Source organism: Rhodanobacter sp. BL-MT-08, assembly GCF_054161255.1.
In genome coordinates this window covers 2581789-2602176 of the sequence record NZ_CP167872.1, presented here as the reverse complement: position 1 = coordinate 2602176, position 20388 = coordinate 2581789, and the positions used below count along the sequence as shown (strand labels likewise).

The following is a 20388-nucleotide window of genomic DNA, read 5'->3' as shown; positions in this document are numbered from 1 at the left end:
AACTCCGTGGATGGTGAGCTCGTATCGTATCGCCGATCGACATCGTGTCGGATTCCACAAAAGACGAAGGCCGCCCTTGTGAGGCGGCCTTCGTTTACAATTGGTGCCCGGGAGAGGACTCGAACCTCCACGGAGTTGCCCCCGCTAGCACCTGAAGCTAGTGCGTCTACCAATTCCGCCACCCGGGCAGGGTCTCACTGGGCTGTACAAGCTGCGTGAGCCGCGTAATGTAGGCACCTGCCGGTGGCTTGTCAACACTTTTCACCCTATGCATCGCGTCGTGTCATCCTTCGCGCCGCGAACAACTCAAGGTAACTTAGTGACTAGAAAAACTTCCTCCCCGTCTGGCAAGGGCCAGTCCGGAAACGGACAAGAGTCCGGCCCGACCCAAGGTCGCGCAAAACCTGCCGGCCGAGCGCCGCGCAATGGCGGTGCTTCGGCTCCTCGCAACAAAGCATCCGGCGGCGCCGTGCGCGATCCGCACGCGGCGCGCGAGGCGCAGAAGTATGACCGTCCCATTCCCAGCCGCGAGGCGATTCTTGCGCTGCTTGAAGAGCGCGGCGAGCTGCTGACCGAGGCGCGCATCGCCGAGGCATTAGCTATCGACGACGAGACCGATCTCGAAGCGCTGCGCAAGCGGCTCGGCGCGATGGTGCGCGATGGACAGCTGCTACTGGGACGTCGCGGCGGCTACGCGCCAACGCAGAAGCTCGACCTGATCGCCGGCCTGGTGATCGCCAACGCCGAGGGCTACGGCTTTCTGCGCCCCGATGCGGGCGGTGATGACCTCTATCTGTCGCCGCAGCAGATGCGCGCCGTGATGCACGGCGATCGTGTGCTCGCCAGCGTGGTCGGCATCGATCGCCGTGGTCGTCGCCAGGGTGCGATTGCAGAAGTATTGCAGCGCCGTTCCTCGCGACTGGTCGGTCGTGTGGTGGTCGAGAACGGTGTCACTTCAGTGACGCCGGACGATCGGCGCATCCTGCAGGAAGTGATGATCAAGCCCGGCGAAGAGCAGGGCGCGACCTCGGGCGAGATCGTGGTGGTCGAGATCACCGATCCGCCGACCTCGCAGCGTGGTCCCAAGGGCGTGATCAAGGCGGTGCTGGGCGAACGCCTGCAGCCGTCGCTGGTGGTGGAAATGGCCATTGCCAGCCACGACCTGCCGCACGAATGGCCGGCCGAAGTGCTGCGCGAAGCGGCGCAGGTCGAACCGCAGGTCAGCGCGGCCGAACGTGAAGGCCGCACCGATATTCGCTCGCTGCCGCTGGTCACGATCGACGGCGCCGATGCGCGCGACTTCGATGATGCTGTCTATGCAGAACCCAAGCGCGGAGGCGGCTTCCGTTTGATCGTGGCAATTGCCGACGTATCGCACTACGTGCGTATCGGCAGCGCGCTGGACCGGGAAGCTTACGAACGCAGCACGTCGACTTATTTCCCCGGGTTCGTGGTGCCGATGCTGCCGGAGACGCTGTCCAACGGCATCTGCTCGCTGATGCCGAAAGTCGAGCGGATGTGCATGGTCTGCGACATGCAGGTCGATGCCGAAGGCAACGTGGTCAAGTCGAAGTTCTACGATGCGGTGATGCTGTCCCACGCGCGGCTGACCTACGACAAGGTGTGGCAGGCGGTGGGACTGCGCGAGGAAGAGGCGCTGCAGGAAGTGGCCGACGTGCTGCCGCAGCTGGAGAACCTGCACGCGCTGTACAAGGCCATGGCAGCGCAGCGCAAGCGGCGCGGCGCGATCGATTTCGAGACGCCGGAAGTGAAGTTCCGCCTCGACCAGACCGGCAGCGTCGAGTCGATGGGCGCGACCGAACGCAACGACGCGCACAAGCTGATCGAGGAGTGCATGATCGCGGCCAACGTGCAGGCGGCGCTGTATCTGGAGAAAAAGAAAATCCCCGCGCTGTTCCGCGCGCACGAGCCACCGCCGGCAGAAAAGTACGAGGACCTGCAGCAGTTTCTGCGCGAATTCAAGCTCAGCATGCCGTCGATCGATCGGGTCACGCCCGCCGACTTCTCCGAAGTGCTGCGCATGGTCAGGGATCGTCCCGAGCGCGAGCTGATCCAGTCGGTGCTGCTGCGCTCGCAGAGCATGGCGGCGTACCAGCCCGACAATCGCGGCCACTTCGGCCTGGCGCTGACGGCGTACGCGCACTTCACCTCACCGATCCGCCGCTATCCCGACCTGCTGGTCCATCGCGCGATCCGATTTGCGCTGACCGGCCGCAAGCCGAGCGACTACAGCTACACGCCAGCCGAAATGGCTGCGATGGCGATCCACTGCTCGCAGCGCGAACGCCGTGCCGAGGAAGCCGAACGCGACGTCGACGAGCGTTTCAAGTGCGCGTGGATGGAAAAACACATCGGCAGCGAGTTCGAGGGCGTGGTCACCGGCGTCACCTCGTTCGGCCTGTTCGTGGAGCTGGACGAGTCGAAGGTTTCCGGCCTGGTGCATATCAGCCAGCTCGCGAACGATTACTACCACTTCGATGCGATCCGCAAACTGCTGAAGGGCGAGCGCACCGGCACGCAGTTTCGTCTCGGCGATCATGTGCGCGTGCAGGTGCTGCGTGCCAGCCTGGAAGATCGCAAGATCGATTTCCGACTGGTGCCCACGCGTGCCGTGGCAGCGCCAGCGCAGGCGGCCGGAAAGGCCTATAACTACGCGGCCGCAGGCGAGCGCTATTCGCTGCCGAAAAAGCCGGTCGCCGAGGCCAAGCCTCAGGGCATGTTCGGCCGCGCTGCCAAAGCCATCGGTCGCGCGTTCGGCCGCAAGGATCCCGTGGTGGTGGACGCTCCGGCGCCAACTGTGGCAGACGAAAATCCGCCCTCGCGCCGCTCCTACGCGTCGAATAAACCCGAGGCCAGCCAGCGTCCGCGGCGCGGTTCGGCGTCGGCAGATGCATCGCCCAGCCGATCCAGCAGCGGCTCTGGCCGCGGTAAAGGGCAGGGGCAGAATCGCTCAGGTCGCGCGGCGCAGGCTCCGACGGCGGCACCATCCAGCGCGGCGCCATCCGGCGGCAACCGCAACAAGCGCGGTCCGCGCAAACCGAAACCGAAAGGCAAACCATGAGTGAGAGCTGGATCGTCGGGATCAACCCGGTCGAAGGCGCTTTGAGTAACGACGCGGAGCGCGTGCGCGAGCTGGTGGTGGAGCAGGGTCAGCGCAACGCGCGCGTGCTCGAACTGGCCGAGCGCGCGAAGGCGCTGAAGATCACCGTCAACCATCGTCCGCGCGAGCAGTTGGACAAGCTCGCCGGTGAGGCGCGCCATCAGGGCGTGGCCGCGCTGTACGAGCCGCCGCCGATGGCGCATGAAAACGACCTGGCGGCGCTGATGGAGCGCGACGGCAGCGGCACCTTGGTGCTGGTGCTCGATGGCGTGACCGATCCGCACAACCTCGGCGCCTGCCTGCGCAGCTCGGCCGCTGCCAAGGTCACCGCGGTGATCGTGCCCAAGGATCGCGCGGTCGGTCTGACGCCGGTCGTGCGGCGCGCGTCGGCCGGCGGCGCCGATCGGGTGCCGCTGATTGCGGTGACCAATCTGGCCCGCACGCTGCGCGAGCTGAAGGACGCCGGCGTGTGGATCACCGGGCTGGACGGCGAGACGGAAACATCGATCTATGCGGTCGATTTCAAGGGGCCAGTGGCCATCGTGCTCGGCAGCGAAGGCGAGGGCATGCGCCGGCTGACGCGCGAGCTGTGCGATTTCGTGGCGAAAATTCCGATGCCAGGTGCGATGGAAAGCCTTAACGTCTCCGTCGCTACCGGTGTGGTTTTATTCGAGGCCTTGCGTCAACGGAGTGCAGTGAAATGAGCGACTTTTATTGGCATGACTGGGTCGGCTACATCGGCGTTTTTTTCGTCTTGCTGGCCTATCTTCTTTTGCAGGCACACAAGATCCGGGGCAACGGCCTCGCTTACCAACTGCTCAATGTGCTTGGTGCGATCGGCGTGATCCTTTCGCTGGTGTTCGGCCTGGGGCCGATCAACTGGCCGGCGTTCCTGATGGAAATGGCCTGGGTGATCATCGGCGTGTTCGGCATCGTGCACGGCACCCGACTTCGCCAGCGCGCCCGCGAAAAGGGTCAGAACATGCCGATATGGTGAGCGACGTCGTGCGATAGTTTTTATCGAGGCATAGCGAGAACGAACGACGGCCAGTCAGCAGTTGCACAAAAAAGAAGCGCGTGATGCGCTTCTTTTTTATCTGGTAGGGTTTATTCGCCCAGCTTGCCCAGCTCGGGGTTGGACGTGAAATCGCGCTTGTTGCGCTGCTTGTTCAGCGGTTCGCCGGTGACCTGGAACCACACGTTCTCGGCGATATTGGTGGCGTGGTCGCCGATCCGTTCGATGTTTTTCGCCATGAACAGCAGATGCGTGCACGGCGTGATGTTGCGCGGGTCTTCCATCATGTAGGTCAGCAGCTGGCGGAAGTAGCCGGTGTAGGCATCGTCGAGTTCCGCGTCGTCCTTCCACACCTGATACGCCTTCTCGGCATCCTGGTCGCGGTAGGCCAGCAGCACGTCGCGGACCTCGGTGGCCGCCAGCTCGGCAAGGTAATTCAGTCCGGCCGTTGGTGCCACCGGCGCCACCATCGACAACGGGATCGAGCGCTTGGCCACGTTGGCGGCATAGTCGCCGATGCGTTCGATGTCGGCTGCGATGCGCAGAGCGGCAAACACGTTACGCAGGTCGCCGGCCATTGGCGCGCGCAGCGCCAGCAGGCGCACCACGTCGTGGCTGATTTCCTGTTCGAGCTGGTCGATGGCCTCGTCGTTGCCGACCACGCGCTGCGCGGCGCGCTCGTCGCGGCGGTCGATCACGTCGATGGCCGCTTCGAGCTGGCTGACCGAGAGTTCGCCCATGCGCACGATTTCACCGGTCAGCCGGGTCAGTTCGCCGTCGTAGCTCTTGATGATGTGTTCTTTGCCGGTGCTGCTCATAGGTGTTCTCTCATGCATCACGTGGGGAGCGCGCAGCTTGCCCGTTCGCGCCGACCTCTCCATCAGGGGAGAGGGATCAGTTATACGCTCAGCCGAACCGACCGGTGATGTAATCCTCGGTCTGCTTCTTGCCGGGTTTGGTGAAGATTTTCTCGGTACGGTCGAACTCGATCAGCTCGCCCATGTACATGAAGGCGGTGAGGTCGGAGCAGCGTGCCGCCTGCTGCATGTTGTGCGTCACGATGACGATGGTGAATTCGCTTTTCAGCTCTTCCACCAGCTGCTCGATACGACTGGTGGCGATCGGGTCGAGCGCCGAGGTCGGCTCGTCGAGCAGAAGTACTTCGGGCCTCAGCGCGATCGCGCGGGCGATGCACAAGCGCTGCTGCTGACCGCCGGAGAGGCCCAGCGCGTTTTGCTTCAGCTTGTCCTTCACCTCGTCCCACAGCGCGGCGCTGCGCAGCGCCTGCTCGACGCGGCCTTCCATGTCCGACCTGGACAGCTTTTCGTGATGACGGATGCCGTAGGCCACGTTTTCGAAGATCGTCATCGGGAACGGCACCGGCTTCTGGAACACCATGCCGACCTTGCTGCGCAGGCGGTTCATCGAGTAACCGGGGTCGAGAATATTCTCGCCGTCCAGCACGATCTCGCCCTTCGCTTCCAGCTTCGGATAGATCGCGTAGATCCGGTTGAAGATGCGCAGCAGGGTCGACTTGCCGCAGCCGGAAGGTCCGATGATGGCGGTGACCTTCTTCTCCGGAATGTCCATGTTGATGCCTTTCAGCGCATGGAAACCGTTGTAGTAGAAGTGCAGATCGCGCACCGTCATCTTGGTGCTGGCCAACGAAGTGGCTGCGGTCTGCGCCACATTGGTGACGACGGCAGGATCAGTCATGGGAAACCTTGTTGCGCGAGAAAATCAGGCGGGAGCCGAGGCTGAGCAGCAGCACGAACATGGTGACTACAAACGCACCGGCCCATGCCATCGCATGCATCTTGTCGCCCGGATCGTTGGCGTACTGGTAGATGATCTGCGGCAGGCTGGACATTTTTTCGATCGGGTTCAGCGTCATGTAGTTGTTGCCGAACGCGGTGAACAGCAGCGGCGCGGTTTCGCCGGAGATGCGCGCCAGCGCCAGCAGGACGCCGGTGATGATGCCCGAGCGCGCGGCGCGGATGAGAATCTGCATGGTGAGCTTCCACTGCGGCACGCCGAGCGACAACGCCGCTTCGCGCAGCGTCGATGGAACCAGTCGCAGCATTTCGTCCGTGGTGCGCACGATCACGGGCAGTGCAATCAGCGCCAGCGCCACGCCGCCGGCAAAACCGGAGAAGGTCGTCGAACCGTGGGTCAGCACCGTGCTGGGCAGCACGATGATGGTGTAGACAAACAGGCCCATAACAATCGACGGTGCCGACAGCAGGATGTCGTTGAGGAAGCGGATCGTCTCGCCAAGCTTGGTGCGGTTGGCGTATTCGGCAAGCCAGGTGCCCGCCATCACGCCGATCGGCGTGGCGATGGCGATGCCCATAAAATTGATGATCAGGCTGCCGACCATCGCATTGGCCAGGCCGCCGTCCTCGCCGTTGGCGGTAATGCTGGTGAACAGCTTGAAGTTCAGCGCGCTGATGCCCTGGCGCAGCGTTTCCCAGAGGATCCAGGCGAGAAACACCAGCCCGATCAGTGTGGCCACGGCGCTCAGGCTCATGGCGATCCAATTGGTGACGCGCCGACGCAGATAGATCGAGCTCATCAGTTGCCTTCCTTGCGCTTGAGCTGGCTAAGCATCAGCCGGGCGATGAGCAGCACGATAAAGGTGACCACGAACAGCAGGAATGCCAGCGCCATCAGCGAGGATTTCTGCAGTCCGCTGGCCTCGCTGAACTGATTGGCGATGGTCGAGGCGATCGAGGTGCCCGGGTCGAGCAGCGACGCCGAAAACGCCATCGAGTTGCCGATGATGAAGGCCACCGCCATGGTTTCGCCGAGCGCGCGGCCAAGGCCCAGAAAGATGCCGCCGATGACGGCCGATCGCGTATAGGGCAGAACGATGTCCCACGACACTTCCCAGGTGCTAGAACCTAAAGCGTAGGCGGACTCTTTCAGCCGTGTCGGCACGGTCTGGAACACTTCGCGCATCACCGACGAAATGAACGGAATGATCATGATCGCCAGCACGATGCCGGCGACCAGGATGCTGGCGCCGAAAGGATAATCGCTAGCAAACAGCTTGCCGATGAAGGGCACGTGCTGCGCCACCCACGACACCTTGCCGTCATCGGGCTTGTTACCCAGGTTGCTGGTCAGCCACGGCTTGATGTGCGCGGAAAAAAACGGCGCGAAGACGAACAGTCCCCACATGCCGTAAATGATCGAGGGAATGCCCGCCAGCAGTTCGATCGCCGACGATACCGGCGTGCGCAGCCAGGAGGGCGCCACCTCGGAAAGATAAAGCGCAATGCCAAAGCTCACCGGTACGGCGATCAGCAGTGCAATCAGTGAGGTGACGATGGTGCCGTAGACCGGAACCAGAGCGCCGTAGACGTCGTTGCCAGGGTCCCAGGCCGTGCTTATCAGGAAGTGCCAGCCGAACTTGGCGAAGGCTTCGCGGCCGCCCCACAGGGTGGCGAACGCCGCGCCGAGCAGGGAAGCGAGCACGAGCAGGGCGCAGCTCTTGAGCAGCCAGCGAAAAAACAGTTCCTGCCGCGCGTCGCGCCGCGTACGTTGCTCCACGACCATGGGAGGCGCGATGGTGCCGGGTTGCGCTGACATGTGCGATGCGATCCTCAAACTGACAGGTAGCAGGGTACGGCGATGGTGTGACGGATGCAGCGACCGCTTTCAGCGAAAAGCCGCCCTTCCGGAAAAGGGCGGCATCGCATCAAATACTTCCATCTAGAACATGGTGAGCGCTTTCATTTTCTCACCATGAGTCGTTTCAATGTTTGAAGTCGGACGCCCAGTACGCTTCGATCTGCGTGACCAGCGGGGCCGGCAGCGGCACGTAGTCGAGGGCGGACGCGTCGGCCTGCCCCTTTTCCAGCGACCACTTGAAGAAGTCGAAGGCGACCTTGCTGTTGGCGGCGTTCTTCGGCGTCTTGTACATGATCATCCAGGTGGTCGCGGTGATCGGCCAGGCCTGTGCGCCCGGAGCATTGGTCATGACCAGGTTGAAATCCTTGGCGCTCTTCCAGTCCGCTGTCGCGGCCGCGGCGGCGAATGCGGCAGCGCTGGGCTTCATGTAGTTGCCGCTGGCGTTTTTCAGATCGACCCAGGCCAGCTTGTTCTTGACCGCGTACGCGTATTCCACATAGCCGATCGAGCCGGGGATCTGGCGCACGTACTGCGACACGCCTTCGTTGCCCTTGCCGCCCACGCCGGTCGGCCACTCGACGGCCGTGCCGAACTTCACCTTGGCCGCCCAGTCCGCGTTCACCTTGGACAGGAAATTGGTGAAGTTGTACGAGGTGCCCGAACCGTCCGAGCGATGCACGACGGTGATCTTGCCTGCCGGCAGCTTGAGGCCGGCGTTCAGGGCAGCGATCTTCGGATCGTTCCAGTTGGTGATCTTGCCGAGATAGATGTCGGCCAGCGTGGTGCCGTCGAGCTTGACCTGATCTTCGGCGATGCCTTCGATATGCACCACCGGCACGATGCCGCCGACCACGATCGGGAACTGGCCCAGACCCAGCTTCTGCAGATCTTCGGCGCTCATGGGCGCGTCGGACGCGCCGAAGTCGATGGTGCCTTCCTTGATCTGCGCGATGCCCGCGCCCGAACCGACCGACTGGTAATTCAGGTGGTTGCCGGTTTTCTCGGCAAACGCGGCGGACCACTTGGACATCACCGGGTAGACAAAGCTGGAGCCAGCGCCGGTGATATCGGTTGCCTGGGCGGCGACGGCAAACGTCGATGAGACGGCAATGGCCGCGACGGCGGCGAATCGAAATGAGGATTTGCGAGTGATCAACACGGTAGCTCCTAGGTGGGGCGGAGGAATGAACCCCGCCATTTCAGGCCTTTCGTGTTGCAATGAGATGAGATGAATGTTGCAAGGAGATGACAACGCAAGAAATTATTGTCACAAGCGCCGGTTTCGCCTCGGAAGTCAGCTGGTTCTGAACTGAAATCGGCTCAGGATGCAACGCCCAAACCGAGTTGCTCCTGTTCGAGCAGCTCCAGCTGGCGCCAGCGGTTGACCACGGTGCAGAACAGATCCGCGGTCCGCTCGGCGTCGTAGACCGCAGAGTGCGCCTCGCGGCCGTCGAACGTATGACCCGCCGCCAGCACGGCCTTGCTCAACACGGTCTGGCCGAAGGCGAGACCGCCGAAACTGACGGTGTCGAAGCAACTGAAAGGATGGAAGGGATTGCGCTTGTTGCCGCAGCGGCGCACGGCCATGTTCAGGAAGCCCAGGTCGAACGCTGCGTTGTGACCGACCAGGATCGCTCGCTGGCATTCGGCGTCGCGAACGGCCTGCCGTACGGCCTGGAAAACATGATCCAGCGCCAGCCGTTCGCTCAGTGCGCCGCGCAGCGGGTTGTAAGGGTCGATGCCGGTGATTTCCAGCGATCGCGGGTCGATATTGGCGCCCGGGAATGGCTCGACGTGGGTCGAGATGGTCTGGTGCGGTCGCATGAGACCGTCCGCGTCCATGCTGATGGTAACCGCGGCGATTTCCAGCAGGGCATCATGTTCGGCGTCGAATCCGCCTGTCTCGACGTCTACGACAACCGGCAGAAAGCCGCGAAAGCGTTCGGCCATGCGCGCGGGACGGGTAAGTGGACTGTAAGGCATGCGCGAAGCATAGCATCGGAGCTTTTATGCCCGATTGTCGGACGACTCCTTTTGTATCAGCCGCCAGCAGCACATGAGCGGCAGGCGTTGCGGGCCTATGTCACGGACCGGAAATCTCATTCGTGCAGCATGCAAAGCTTGCTTCAGCGTCGCCAAACCGGTCGGTTTGACTGTGTTGCTATTTGCCGCAGGCTGTTGCCGGCTGTGGCGCGGCCTGTCATGTAAATGTAATCATTCGTATACGTAAGCGTCATGCATGCCCGGCATGCTGCGCTTCGAGATGGGGCGTTAAGTCAATTTAACAGGCGCATTCGGCGTCAGCTCCGTCGTACGACTTTTTTCTAACTCGATGCGGAGCTTCTCATCATGCGCAACAAACTCGTCGCCGTAGCCATCGCTACCGTGCTCGGTACACTCAGCATCGCTGCTCACGCTGACGATGCTGACATCAACACGTTCAGCGATCTGTTCAAGCAGGGCCATGTCGACGGAGAGCTTCGTCTCTACGACTTCAACCGCACCTATGACTACAGCGTCCCGGCAAAGCCCAGCGCTCGCGCGTTCGGCGGCTCGATTCTTCTGAATGCCCAGACCGCGTCGCTGGACGGCTTCAGCGCCGGCGCGTCGCTGGTCAGCGCCAATGCGCTGGGTTCGCTGGCCGAAAACCCGAAGCGGGTCGATACCACGCTGATGGGCGCCAACGACTCGCTGACTGCGCTGAGCCAGGCCTACCTGCAGTACAAAAACGACTGGGTGCTTGCACGCGCTGGCTATCAGTATCTGAACACGCCCTGGATGGGCAACAGCGACGGCCGCCTGCTGCCGAACTCGTACGAGGCGCTGAGCGCCGTTTTCACTCCGGTGAAGGGCTGGAACATCATTGGTATCCGCGAACTCAGCTACAAGAGCCGTACCTCCGATGACTACTTCAACGACAACAACTACTACGCCACCGCCTACCAAGGCGACACGCTTTACGGCGGCAATCAGGGTCTGCCGCTGACCGCAAAACAGACCAGCGGTACCTGGGCCTTGGGCAGCACGTATGTCGCCGGTGGTTTGAAGGCGCAGGGCTGGTATTACGACTTCCTCGATTTCGCCCGCATGGGTTATGCCGAGGGTAGCTATATCTTCGACACGGGCACCGGTTTCAATCCCGTTGTCGGCTTTCAGGGCCTGACCGAAAGCGGCGGCGGTTCCAGCAACGTGCTGGTTGCCAACAAGCTCAAGATCAACGGCATTGCCGGAACCGACGTGAAGAGCCGCGTCTGGGGCGCCGACTTCGGCGTGGTGATCCCCAACGGCCGCTTCGACCTGATGTACAACAAGGTTGAACAGGAGAGCGGTACAAGCATCGGCGACGGGTCGATCATTTCGCCGTTCACCACCGGTTATGCGACCGATCCGCTGTACACCACCTCGATGATCCGTGGTCTGGTGGAAGCCGGTCCTGGCCATGCGACGAAGGCCAAGTTCGCCTATGACCTGTTCGACAAGAAGCTGCAGCTGGTTGCTGCCTATGCGAAGTACACGACCGATCTGAACGGCAGCTTCCACGATACGTACTTCGACATCATCTACAACTTCGACGGCTTCATGAAGGGCTTCCAGATCCGGGATCGCTGGGAAAAATCCTCGGGCGGCATCAACAATCTGAACCCCGGCAACAAGCCGTTCACGTACAACCGCGTGATGCTCACCTACAAGTTCTGATCGCGTTTCAGCCATCGCCGCGCTGGCAGCGAAACTGTCACCGCGGTGATTCGAAAATGTCATCAGCCTGTGCCACGCTTCAGCTGTAACGAGTTATCGGAAAGGAGTTCGACCCAGGGACGGAAAACGGCGGGCATGGCCCGCCGTTTGCTTTTGTGCGTTTCACCGAACAGCCGCTCACCGAACAGCCGCCACCGGTTGCCCGGTGGGCGGTTTTTTCATGTCGGCTTCGGTCCAGCCGCCGCCCAGCGCGCGAATCAGATTCACGCTGGCCTGCAAGCGCCGCGTACGCACCTGCTCGGCGTTGCGCTCGGCCTGGAGATAGCTGGTCTGCGCCGTGACCACGTCCAGGTAATTGACGATGCCTTCGCTGTAACGGTTTGTCGCAATCGTTGCGGCATCTTGCGCCGATACGGCAGCGTCATCTTCGTCGTGCGCTTCGCGGCTGAGATTGCTCAGCAGCGACAGGTTGTCTTCGACCTGCTGGAATGCGGTCAGCACCGTGACGCGGTACTGGCCCGCAGCCTCATCGAAGCTCGCCCTGGCCTCGCGCTCGCGCGCGCGGCGCAGCCCGCCATCGAAGAGGCTCAGCGCACCGATCGGGCCCAGCGCCCACATGCGATTTCCTGCGGTGAGCAGACTACCGTTACCCGTGTTCTGCCAGCCGAACATCGCCGAAAGACTGAAGCTGGGATAGAACGCCGCACGCGCCACGCCTATGTTGGCATTGGCGGCAAAGGTGAGCCGCTCGGCGGCGGCGATGTCCGGGCGACGCTGCAGAAGAACCGACGGCACCTCGGCAGGAATGGCGGGCAGTCCGATCTGCACGTCTGACGCCGGCAGCGAAAACTTCGACGCCGGCACGCCAACCAGGGTCGCAATGGCGTGTTCGGTGAGCGCGCGCTGGGCCGTCACTTCGGCCTGCTGTGCCAGTGCGTCCGACAGCTGGGTCTTGGCGCGGGCCACGGAAAGCCCCGAGGCAATGCCACCCTCCATGCGATTCTGGGTCAGCACGAGGCCCTTGCGATACGCGTCCAGCGAATCGGCGAGGATGTGCGCCTGAATGTCGTAGCCGCGCAGCTGGATATACAGATCGGCAAGCTGCGACTGCAGGCTCAGCTTGGCGGTGGCCAGGTCGGCGTTGGCCGCCTGCGCCTCCGCGTTGCCGGCAGCGACTTCATTGCGTACACGGCCCCAGAAATCGAGTTCATAGTCCGCCGAAAACTCCGCCGTGTTGGCATCGTATTCGTTGGGCTGGTTGCTGCCGCGCAGGGGGCGATTGTTCGACTGGCGATTATGGGACGGACCGCCATCGACGCCCACGTGCGGGAAGAGTCCGGATTGCAGTTCGCCTTCGAAGGCATGCGCGCGGTCGTAGCGCGCCAGCGCGACCGCCAGCGACGGGTTGCTGGCATCGAGTCTCTGCTCCAGTCCATCAAGCGTGCCGTCGTTGAAAATGTGCCACCAGTCGCCCCGTGCCTGCGTATCGGCCGGCGCAGCCGGCGTCCACAATCCGGATGCTTCCTTGTAATTGGCCGGCATGTCGACGGTCGGCCGATGATAGGTGGGCGCCAGCGAACAGCCGCTAAGCGCGACGAGCAGAGCCGCAGCCAGAGCATGTTTCACGCCGCTGCGTCGAGGCATCCGCAGTTTGCGTTTGTGCATCAAGGAATAAGTGCGCATGACTTCAACCTTGCTTCGGCTGAGCTTGGGCGCTTTTTGCCGATGTCGCCGCGCTGGCCAACTGCACCTTGTCACCCTGTGACAGCGAGTCCGGCGGATGGTCGATGATGCGGTCGCCTGGCTGCAGGCCGTGATCGATCTCGAGCGAATCGCCCATGTCCATGCCGATGTGGATGTCCCGTAGCTGCACGCGGTTGTCCGCACCCAGCACGGCCACCTGTGGCCCGGCAGCGCGGAAAATCAGCACGGTCGACGGCACCGTGATGAGGTGACTGTTGACAGTTATCGGCAGGCTCACTTCGGCATAGTCGCCTGGAAGCAGTTCGCCGTTGGGGTTGGGCGCCTCAAACTGCGCCAGCAGCGCACCGGATTCCTGATTGACCGAGCCTGACGAGCCGATCAGCGTGGCCTTGTAGGTCTGCCCCGGATGCTCGAGCACGCTGAGGCTGACCGTCATGCCGGGCTTTATCGACGCCGCATAGCCCTGCGGAATACGCACGTAGAGGCGCATCTTGCTGGTATCGGCGACGGTGAACAGCGCCGGGCTGCTGTCGCTGGTGGAGGAGATCAGATCGCCGATATCGGTGTTGCGGCTGGTGACCGTGCCGCTGAATGGCGCGGTGATGTGCTTGAACGACTCCAGTGCAGCCAGCCGGTCCACGTCGGCCTGCGCGGAGAGCACGTTGGCCGCCGCCACTTCGGCTTCGCCACTTTTTTCATCGGCCTCCTGCTTGGACACCGAGTTGGAGCTCAGCAGATGCTGCCAGCGCTGGCTGGTGATCTGAGCCAGCCGCTGGTCGGCCTTGGCGCGAACCAGCACGGCCTTGGCCTGTTCGAACTGCTGGTCGAGTTCGGGTGTATCGATGACGCCCAGCGTGTCGCCCGCTTTGACCGTGCTGCCGATGTCCTTGTCCCAGCTCTTTAGATAGCCGCTGACGCGTGCGTGGATCGGTGCGCTGATCCACGCGTCGATGCGGCCGGGCAGCGTCATGGCGTGGCTGTCGGCCTTGGCTGCAACGGGTGCCAGCTGCACGGTAGGCAATTCCTGTGCATCGGTCCAGCTGACGACCTGATGGTAATCATGCGCGCGCACAGCAAGGCCGATCGCCGTAGCCAGCACCGCCAGCACAATAACGATGGCGATGGGGCGGCCCAGACGCAGCGGGCGCTGCGCTGGAGCTTCGTGATTAGGCGACATGGGGATTTTCTCCGGGCAACAGAACGGGGTCAGTGGAAGCAGCGTGTTTTTCACCCGCATGGACGAGGCTGAAAATCACCGGCACAAAGAGCAGCGTGGCAAAGGTGGCGAACAGCAGGCCGCCGATCACGGCGCGGCCCAGCGGGGAGTTTTGTTCGTGGCTCAGCGCCATCGGCAGCATGCCCATGATCATCGCCAGCGCGGTCATGCAGACCGGGCGGAAGCGCGTGAAACCTGCTTCCATGGCGGCCTTCACCGCGTCGCCGTGAATCGCCAGCCGCTCGCGACAGAAGCTCACGACAAGAATCGAGTTGGCGGTGGCCACGCCCATGCACATGATGGCGCCCGTCAGTGCGGGAACCGACAGCGTGGTGTGGCTTATGAAGAGCATCCACACGATGCCGGCCAATGCCGCAGGCAGGGCGGTGATGATCACGAAGGGATCGAGCCACGACTGGAAGTTGACCACGATGAGCAGGTAGATCATCACCACCGCACCGAGCAGGCCGAACAGCAGGCCGCTGAAGGCTTCGTTCATCGTGCCGACCTGGCCGCGAAGCGTGACCATGGTGCCCTTGGGTCGGCTCTTGGCGAACTGCGCCAGCACCTTGTTGACGTCGGTGCTGACGGCGCCGAGGTCGCGGTCCTGCACGGCGGCGTAGATATCGAACGAGGGCAGGATGTTGTAATGCGACACCACCGCCGCGCTGGGCTCACGCGTAAAGGTAGCGATACCGCCAAGCATCTGGCTGGCCTTGTCGCTGGAGGATGTCACCGGCAGTCGCGCGAGGTCGGCCATCGAATCCATCTTGTACTGCGGCGTCGCCGCGACGATCGCGTACGACACGCCGTTCTTCGGATTGAGCCAGAACGCCGGCGCGACCTGGCTGCTGCCGGCGAGCGAGGCGACCATGCTGTTGGTGACGTCTCGCTCCGTGATGCCAAGCGCATCGGCGCGGGTGCGATCGACGTGCACGTTCAACTGCGGATAGCTGGTGCTCTGCTGCAGACGCACGTCGGCGATGCCGGGAACCGCGCGCAGCTTCTTCATGATCTGCATCGCATAGGCTTCGTTTTCATCGGCATTGCGGCCGGTGATCGACACGTCCAGCGGTGCCGGCGCACCGAAGTTCAGGATCTGGCTGGTCATGTCGGCCGGCAGAAACGCGAACTGGGTGCCGGGGAAAAGCTGCGGCAGCTTTTCGCGCAGCTGCTTGACGAAATCGGCCGTCGGCCCATGGCCTTCCTTCAGAGCAATCTGGATGTCGCCATCCTCCGGCCCGATCGTGCCGGTGTTGCTGTAGACCAGGTTCACGCTGCTCAGTGGCAGGCCGATGTTGTCGATCACGGTCTCGAGCTGATCGGCTGGAATGATCTTGCGGATCGTCTGTTCGATGTGATCGAACTCGGCAGCGGTTTCTTCCACACGCGTGCCCATCGGTGCGCGAACGTGCAGTGCGATGGCGCCAGCGTCAACGTCGGGGAAAAAGTCGCGGCCCAGGAACGGCACCAGTGCGAACGAGATCAGCACAAAGCCGAGGAAGCCCAGAATGAATCCTCGACGGCGAGCCAGCGCTGCACCCAGCAATGCGTAATAACCGTCGCGAATCTTGGTGAAGCGGTGTTCAAAGGCGAGCTGGAACGCGATCGCCTTGCGCACCACCACATTCCGATGTGCGTGATGCTGATCGCCTTCGTGATGGTTGATATAACCGTCTTCCGGATGATCGCCGCCGCCAGCTTCGGTGACGTGCGGCTTGAGCAGAAACATTGCCATGGTCGGCACCAGCGTGCGCGACAGCACGAACGACGAGGCCATCGCAAAGATCACCGCCAGCGCCATCGGCCGGAACAGAAATCCGGCGATGCCGTCGAGCATGAACATCGGCACGAACACGATGCAGATGCACAGCAGCGAGACGAAGGCAGGCGTCACAATCTGTGCGGCGCCGTCGAGGATCGCCGACTTGACGTCCTTGCCTTGCTCCAGATGCCAGTTGATGTTCTCGATCGTCACCGTGGCATCGTCGACCAGGATGCCGACGGCGAGCGCGAGGCCGCCCAGCGTCATAACGTTCAAGGTCTGTCCGGTGGCCGACAGCAGGGCAATCGCGGACAGGATCGACAGCGGAATCGACACGGCAATGATGACGGTGGAGCGCCAGCTGCCGAGAAAGATCAGAATCATCACCGAGGTCAGCAGCGCCGCGATGATGCCCTCGCGCGCCACCGAGGCGATCGCCTCCTTCACGAAAACCGACTGGTCGTTGAGCTGGGAAATTTTCAGCGAGGGCGGCATCGTCTCTTCGATCAGCGGCATCAGTTTCTTGATGCCGGCCACCACGGCCAGCGTGGAGGCGCTGCCGGTTTTCAGAATCGGCATCAGCACCGCGCGCTTGCCGTCCACGCGCACCAGGTTGTTCTGCGGCGGCGAACCGTCGCGTACGTGGGCGACCTGACCGATGGTAATGGTCGCCCCATTGATCGTCTTGATCGGCAGGTTGTTGAGATTTTCGAAAGCCGTGGGGCTGTTGTTGAGCTGCACGTGGTATTCGTAGGTACCGATCTTGCTGGTGCCGACGGGAATGATCTGGTTCTGTGAGGCCAGTGCGTTGGCCACGTCTTGCGCCGACAGGCCCTTGGCGTCGAGCGCCTGCGGATCCAGATCCATCGTGATCTGGCGCTGCTTGCCGCCGTACGGCGTGGGAATGGCCACACCGTTGACCGACACCAGCGTGGGGCGAACCTCGTTCTGCGCGATGTCGCGGATTTTCGATTCGGACAGCGTCTTGCTCGACAGCGCCATCTGCAGCACCGGCACGGTCGAGGCGTTGTAGTTGAGGATCAGTGGTGGCGTGATGCCTGGCGGCATCTGCTTGACCACCGTCTGCGAGATCGAGGTCACCTGTGCGGTGGCGGTGCGGATATCGGTGCCCGGCTGGAAGAAGATCTTCACCACGCCGGCGCCGGGCAGCGACTGTGACTCGATGTGCTCGATGTTGTTGACCGAGGTGGTCAGCGAGCGCTCGTAGTAGTAGATCACGCGACCGGACATCTGATCGGGCGGCAGGCCGTTGTAGGTCCACACCACGCTGATCACGGGGATGCCGATATTCGGGAAGATATCGGTCGGGGTGCGCAATGCCGCCAGCGGGCCGGCGATGAGGATGACCAGCGCCAGCACAACGAAGGTATAGGGCCGCGACAGGGCTAAGCGGACGAGACCGAGCATGGATGTTTCCAGTGGGCAGTTGGTTCGCGCACCACCACGGACAGCTCCGGGGTCGGATCAGCGATTGCCCTGGATCTTCGCAACCCAGCCTTTGCTAAACCTTTTTGAAAGGCTGCGCGGCCTGCTGGGGCCTGAATGGCCGTCCATTTGAGCCGCGCCATGGCGGGATGGGTCAGGCCTCGGCACCCGCCATGCGGATACGCACCTGCAGCCCATGGCCGAACGGCGATGCCAGCAGTTCGATATGCGCCTGATGCAGCTGGATGGCACGCTGCACGATGCTCAGGCCCAGGCCGTAACCGCGCGATTCGCTTTCGACCTCGCGATGAAAGCGCTCGAACACGGCTGCGCGCCGATCCGGTGGAATGCCCGGGCCGTCGTCAGAGATGGCGATGATAACGGCGCTGGCCTCGCGCTGAATGGATACATCGACCTGACCACCCGATTCCGAGTAGCGCAATGCGTTCTCGATCAGATTGCGAAACATCGCCGTCAGCGCCACCTCATGGCCGCTAACCCGAATGTGTTCCGCGTTGGTCGTGAGGCTGAGTTCGATATCCTTTTCGGCGATCAGCGGCGCCAGCTCTTCGATCACTTCGGTCGCCAGCCCGACCAGTTCGATCCTGGTACGCTGCTCGGACGCGGCACCGGACTCCAGCCGCGCGAGTGCCAGAATCTGTTCGATGCGGCGCGCCAGCCGGGCCAGACTGAGCTGGGCGCTGCGCAGCATGGCATCCAGCTCCGCCGCACTGCCGGCGATCTGCGCGCTTTCCAGATGAATCATGGTCGCGGCCAGTGGCGTGCGCAGTTCGTGCGCCACGTCGCCGGCAAAACGGTGTTCGCGCTCAATCGTGTCTTCCAGCCGTTCGATCTGCTGGTTCAAGGTCAGCAGCAGCGGCGTGATCTCGCGCGGCGCGTCGTCCACGGCCACCGGCTGCCGGCTGCCTGGCAGCCGATGGGCAAGGTGTTCGGCAAGCCGGTCCAGCGGTCGCAGACCACGGCCCACGGCCCAGCTGGCAAGCAGCGCAAGCAGCGGCAGTCCGATGATCAGCGGCAGGCTGTGTTCCATCACCAGTACACGGGTGATGGCGCGACGGTTGTCGGACCGCTCGCCGATGCGGATCACCAGCCCGGCCTGATTCTTCAGCGTGAAAATGCGCCATGTCTGCTGTTCGAGGGTAAGGTCGCGAAAGCCTCGCTCGCTGGCGGCCGGCGGCGGCAGGCTGGCGAGATTGGCCGTGGCAGCCAGCAGGTGCCCGTCCGGCGCATAAGCCTGGAAGCCGACCTCCGGCTCGAAGTTGCGCTCATGCACGCGGACCATCACGCCGCGCAGCGCATCGTCCGGCAGCACGGCGTTGTTGGCGCCATGAGCGGAAAGCGTCGAGACGTGTTCGATCAGTGCCCCGAGGGTGCGTCCCGCCTGCGCCAGCCGACCGTCGAGCAGATGATCCATTTCGCTCAGTTCGCGCTGGTAGCTCAGCACGCCCAGCGGAATCAGCACGCCAACCTGCACGGCGATGATCAGCCACGTCAGGCGCGTGCGCAGGCTGGCCGCTTTCATGTCATGGCGCTCATTCCGGCGTAATTATCTGGCATCGCGCGGCACCATGTAACCGATGCCGCGCACGGTGGTGATCACTTCCGGGCTGAGCTTGCGCCGCAGCCAGTGCACCTGTACTTCAATGGCATTGCGTTCGACCACCGTATCCAGGCCGTAGACCGAATTTTCAAGCGCATCGCGGCGCACGATGCGCCCGGCGCGCTCCATCAAGACTTGCAGCAGGGCGAACTCGCGTCGGGTCAGGCTGACTTTCTCGCCGCGAAACTCGACTTCGGCGGTGGACAGGTTGAGCCGCATGCCGCCGGCTTCGATCAGGTTATCGGCAAGACCCTGCGCTCTTCGGGTAAGCGAGCGGATGCGTGCCGCCAGCTCACCGAGGTGGAAAGGCTTGACCAGAAAATCGTCGGCGCCCAGATCGAGACCGCGGATACGTGTGTCGATGGCGTCGCGCGCGGTCAGCACCAGGATCGGCGTTTTCACGCCCTCGCGGCGCGCCTCCAGCAGTACGTCCATGCCGTCCTTGCCCGGCAGGCCCAGATCGAGCAGCACCAGATCGGCGGTAGGATCCCGCAGCGCGCGCGCGGCCTCGTTGCCGTCGCGCAGCCAGGTCACCGCATAGGACTGCTGCTCAAGCGCGTGCCGGATCGCCTCGCCGAGCTGAATGTCGTCTTCCACAAGAAGGATGTGCACGTCGGGCTACCAGATGGTTCAGCTGAGGCGGGCAGGGTTGTGCACCATGGTGAAGGGGAATGCTTGTGCAGACCTTTTGGATTTTCTCGGGGCTGGATGGCTCAGGGCAGCGCGATCAGCTCAGGTGTCGCCCGTCGATCGAGTCGTTGTAGGGCAGTTTCAGGTGGCCGTAGCGCACCACGATCACTGACAGCGCCAGGATCAGCACCGCACCGGCCGTGCCCAGCAGATCGAGCGCGGGCAGCTGCTGGTCGACCATCATGTGTCGCGCCAGGGCCACCATCGCGATATACAGCGGCATGCGCACGGGCAGCTTGCCGGCGTGCCAGTACACCTCGACCATCGAGATCAGCTCGATGTACATGAAGAGCAGCAGCAGATCGCTGACGGCGGAATGCCCGGCCGCAATCATCTGCCGCACTTCGCCGATCACGGCAAACAGCGTGGCGACCAGGATCACCAGCAGTCCGATCCGTTCGATCACGGAAAACGAGCGTCTGACCAGCGTGCTTTGCATGGTATGTCCTGGCGCGAGGGTGATGCGCCGAGTGGACCG

At 62.9% G+C, this 20388-nt stretch carries 16 protein-coding genes and 1 tRNA gene; 4 read left to right on the top strand and 13 right to left on the bottom strand.

Features of this window, described 5'->3' with window-relative positions:
* Nucleotides 1-101: 101 nt before the first annotated feature.
* Nucleotides 102-188 (bottom strand) — tRNA-Leu (locus ACDK93_RS11525).
* Between the two features lie 281 nt (nucleotides 189-469).
* On the opposite strand from ACDK93_RS11525, the gene rnr reads away from it, so the two are divergent.
* From rnr to ACDK93_RS11510, 3 genes are read left to right on the top strand one after another with little or no spacing between them, the layout of a single operon-like run.
* Nucleotides 470-3082 carry a ribonuclease R gene (gene rnr / locus ACDK93_RS11520; RefSeq protein WP_458068742.1) on the top strand — a complete coding sequence of 871 codons (2613 nt, stop codon included), beginning with the start codon at nucleotides 470-472 and terminating at the stop codon, nucleotides 3080-3082.
* Complete coding sequence (gene rlmB / locus ACDK93_RS11515) at nucleotides 3079-3825, top strand: 23S rRNA (guanosine(2251)-2'-O)-methyltransferase RlmB (protein WP_458068740.1); 747 nt, start codon at nucleotides 3079-3081, stop codon at nucleotides 3823-3825. The genes rnr and rlmB overlap by 4 nt, the downstream gene beginning before the upstream one ends.
* Nucleotides 3822-4118 carry a CBU_0592 family membrane protein gene (locus ACDK93_RS11510; protein ID WP_458068739.1) on the top strand — a complete coding sequence of 99 codons (297 nt, stop codon included), beginning with the start codon at nucleotides 3822-3824 and terminating at the stop codon, nucleotides 4116-4118. The genes rlmB and ACDK93_RS11510 overlap by 4 nt, the downstream gene beginning before the upstream one ends.
* A gap of 110 nt (nucleotides 4119-4228) precedes the next feature.
* On the opposite strand, the gene phoU is transcribed toward ACDK93_RS11510, so the two are convergent.
* The 6 genes from phoU to rnt all read right to left on the bottom strand — a co-directional run bounded on the left by phoU (nucleotide 4229) and on the right by rnt (nucleotide 9755).
* Nucleotides 4229-4954 (bottom strand): phosphate signaling complex protein PhoU, encoded by a 726-nt coding sequence (phoU, locus tag ACDK93_RS11505; RefSeq protein ID WP_458068738.1) that lies wholly within the window; start codon nucleotides 4952-4954, stop codon nucleotides 4229-4231.
* Nucleotides 4955-5042: 88 nt separating this feature from the next.
* A complete protein-coding gene (gene pstB, locus ACDK93_RS11500) occupies nucleotides 5043-5786 on the bottom strand; it encodes a phosphate ABC transporter ATP-binding protein PstB (RefSeq protein WP_458072430.1) in 744 nt (247 codons plus the stop codon).
* Nucleotides 5787-5844: 58 nt separating this feature from the next.
* Complete coding sequence (gene pstA / locus ACDK93_RS11495; protein WP_458068736.1) at nucleotides 5845-6711, bottom strand: phosphate ABC transporter permease PstA; 867 nt, start codon at nucleotides 6709-6711, stop codon at nucleotides 5845-5847.
* Nucleotides 6711-7730, bottom strand: coding sequence for a phosphate ABC transporter permease subunit PstC (gene pstC, locus ACDK93_RS11490; protein ID WP_458068734.1), 1020 nt, complete (start codon nucleotides 7728-7730; stop codon nucleotides 6711-6713). Before pstC ends, pstA begins: the two co-directional genes overlap by 1 nt.
* Before the next feature lie 166 nt (nucleotides 7731-7896).
* A complete protein-coding gene (gene pstS / locus ACDK93_RS11485) occupies nucleotides 7897-8970 on the bottom strand; it encodes a phosphate ABC transporter substrate-binding protein PstS (protein WP_458068733.1) in 1074 nt (357 codons plus the stop codon).
* A gap of 122 nt (nucleotides 8971-9092) precedes the next feature.
* A complete protein-coding gene (gene rnt / locus ACDK93_RS11480) occupies nucleotides 9093-9755 on the bottom strand; it encodes a ribonuclease T (protein ID WP_458068731.1) in 663 nt (220 codons plus the stop codon).
* Between the two features lie 366 nt (nucleotides 9756-10121).
* Here rnt and ACDK93_RS11475 point away from each other — a divergent pair, with 366 nt between their 5' ends.
* On the top strand, nucleotides 10122-11468 hold the full coding sequence (locus tag ACDK93_RS11475) for a hypothetical protein (RefSeq protein ID WP_458068730.1): 1347 nt from the start codon (nucleotides 10122-10124) through the stop codon (nucleotides 11466-11468).
* Between the two features lie 177 nt (nucleotides 11469-11645).
* Here ACDK93_RS11475 and ACDK93_RS11470 read toward each other — a convergent pair whose 3' ends face one another.
* The 6 genes from ACDK93_RS11470 to ACDK93_RS11445 all read right to left on the bottom strand — a co-directional run bounded on the left by ACDK93_RS11470 (nucleotide 11646) and on the right by ACDK93_RS11445 (nucleotide 20349).
* A complete protein-coding gene (locus ACDK93_RS11470) occupies nucleotides 11646-13151 on the bottom strand; it encodes an efflux transporter outer membrane subunit (RefSeq protein WP_458068728.1) in 1506 nt (501 codons plus the stop codon).
* Nucleotides 13152-13155: 4 nt separating this feature from the next.
* Nucleotides 13156-14349 (bottom strand): efflux RND transporter periplasmic adaptor subunit, encoded by a 1194-nt coding sequence (locus ACDK93_RS11465; protein ID WP_458068727.1) that lies wholly within the window; start codon nucleotides 14347-14349, stop codon nucleotides 13156-13158.
* Entirely contained in the window at nucleotides 14339-17581 is a 3243-nt protein-coding gene (locus tag ACDK93_RS11460) for an efflux RND transporter permease subunit (protein WP_458068725.1), read from the bottom strand. Before ACDK93_RS11460 ends, ACDK93_RS11465 begins: the two co-directional genes overlap by 11 nt.
* 172 nt (nucleotides 17582-17753) lie before the next feature.
* Nucleotides 17754-19142: an ATP-binding protein gene (locus ACDK93_RS11455; protein WP_458068724.1), complete on the bottom strand. Its 1389-nt coding sequence runs from the start codon at nucleotides 19140-19142 to the stop codon at nucleotides 17754-17756.
* Between the two features lie 24 nt (nucleotides 19143-19166).
* Entirely contained in the window at nucleotides 19167-19832 is a 666-nt protein-coding gene (locus ACDK93_RS11450; RefSeq protein WP_458068722.1) for a response regulator, read from the bottom strand.
* A gap of 115 nt (nucleotides 19833-19947) precedes the next feature.
* On the bottom strand, nucleotides 19948-20349 hold the full coding sequence (locus tag ACDK93_RS11445) for a phosphate-starvation-inducible protein PsiE (protein ID WP_458068721.1): 402 nt from the start codon (nucleotides 20347-20349) through the stop codon (nucleotides 19948-19950).
* Nucleotides 20350-20388 lie beyond the last annotated feature (39 nt).

What these genes read in the sequence shown, in the direction of transcription:
- ACDK93_RS11455 (WP_458068724.1), bottom strand. Translation starts at nt 19,142, where the DNA reads ATGAAAGCGGCCAGCCTGCGCACGCGCCTGACGTGGCTGATCATCGCC.
- phoU (WP_458068738.1), bottom strand. Translation starts at nt 4,954, where the DNA reads ATGAGCAGCACCGGCAAAGAACACATCATCAAGAGCTACGACGGCGAA.
- pstB (WP_458072430.1), bottom strand. Translation starts at nt 5,786, where the DNA reads ATGACGGTGCGCGATCTGCACTTCTACTACAACGGTTTCCATGCGCTG.
- ACDK93_RS11475 (WP_458068730.1), top strand. Translation starts at nt 10,122, where the DNA reads ATGCGCAACAAACTCGTCGCCGTAGCCATCGCTACCGTGCTCGGTACA.
- ACDK93_RS11510 (WP_458068739.1), top strand. Translation starts at nt 3,822, where the DNA reads ATGAGCGACTTTTATTGGCATGACTGGGTCGGCTACATCGGCGTTTTT.
- ACDK93_RS11470 (WP_458068728.1), bottom strand. Translation starts at nt 13,151, where the DNA reads ATGCGCACTTATTCCTTGATGCACAAACGCAAACTGCGGATGCCTCGA.
- rlmB (WP_458068740.1), top strand. Translation starts at nt 3,079, where the DNA reads ATGAGTGAGAGCTGGATCGTCGGGATCAACCCGGTCGAAGGCGCTTTG.
- ACDK93_RS11445 (WP_458068721.1), bottom strand. Translation starts at nt 20,349, where the DNA reads ATGCAAAGCACGCTGGTCAGACGCTCGTTTTCCGTGATCGAACGGATC.
- pstA (WP_458068736.1), bottom strand. Translation starts at nt 6,711, where the DNA reads ATGAGCTCGATCTATCTGCGTCGGCGCGTCACCAATTGGATCGCCATG.
- rnt (WP_458068731.1), bottom strand. Translation starts at nt 9,755, where the DNA reads ATGCCTTACAGTCCACTTACCCGTCCCGCGCGCATGGCCGAACGCTTT.
- pstC (WP_458068734.1), bottom strand. Translation starts at nt 7,730, where the DNA reads ATGTCAGCGCAACCCGGCACCATCGCGCCTCCCATGGTCGTGGAGCAA.
- ACDK93_RS11465 (WP_458068727.1), bottom strand. Translation starts at nt 14,349, where the DNA reads ATGTCGCCTAATCACGAAGCTCCAGCGCAGCGCCCGCTGCGTCTGGGC.
- ACDK93_RS11460 (WP_458068725.1), bottom strand. Translation starts at nt 17,581, where the DNA reads ATGCTCGGTCTCGTCCGCTTAGCCCTGTCGCGGCCCTATACCTTCGTT.
- pstS (WP_458068733.1), bottom strand. Translation starts at nt 8,970, where the DNA reads ATGGCGGGGTTCATTCCTCCGCCCCACCTAGGAGCTACCGTGTTGATC.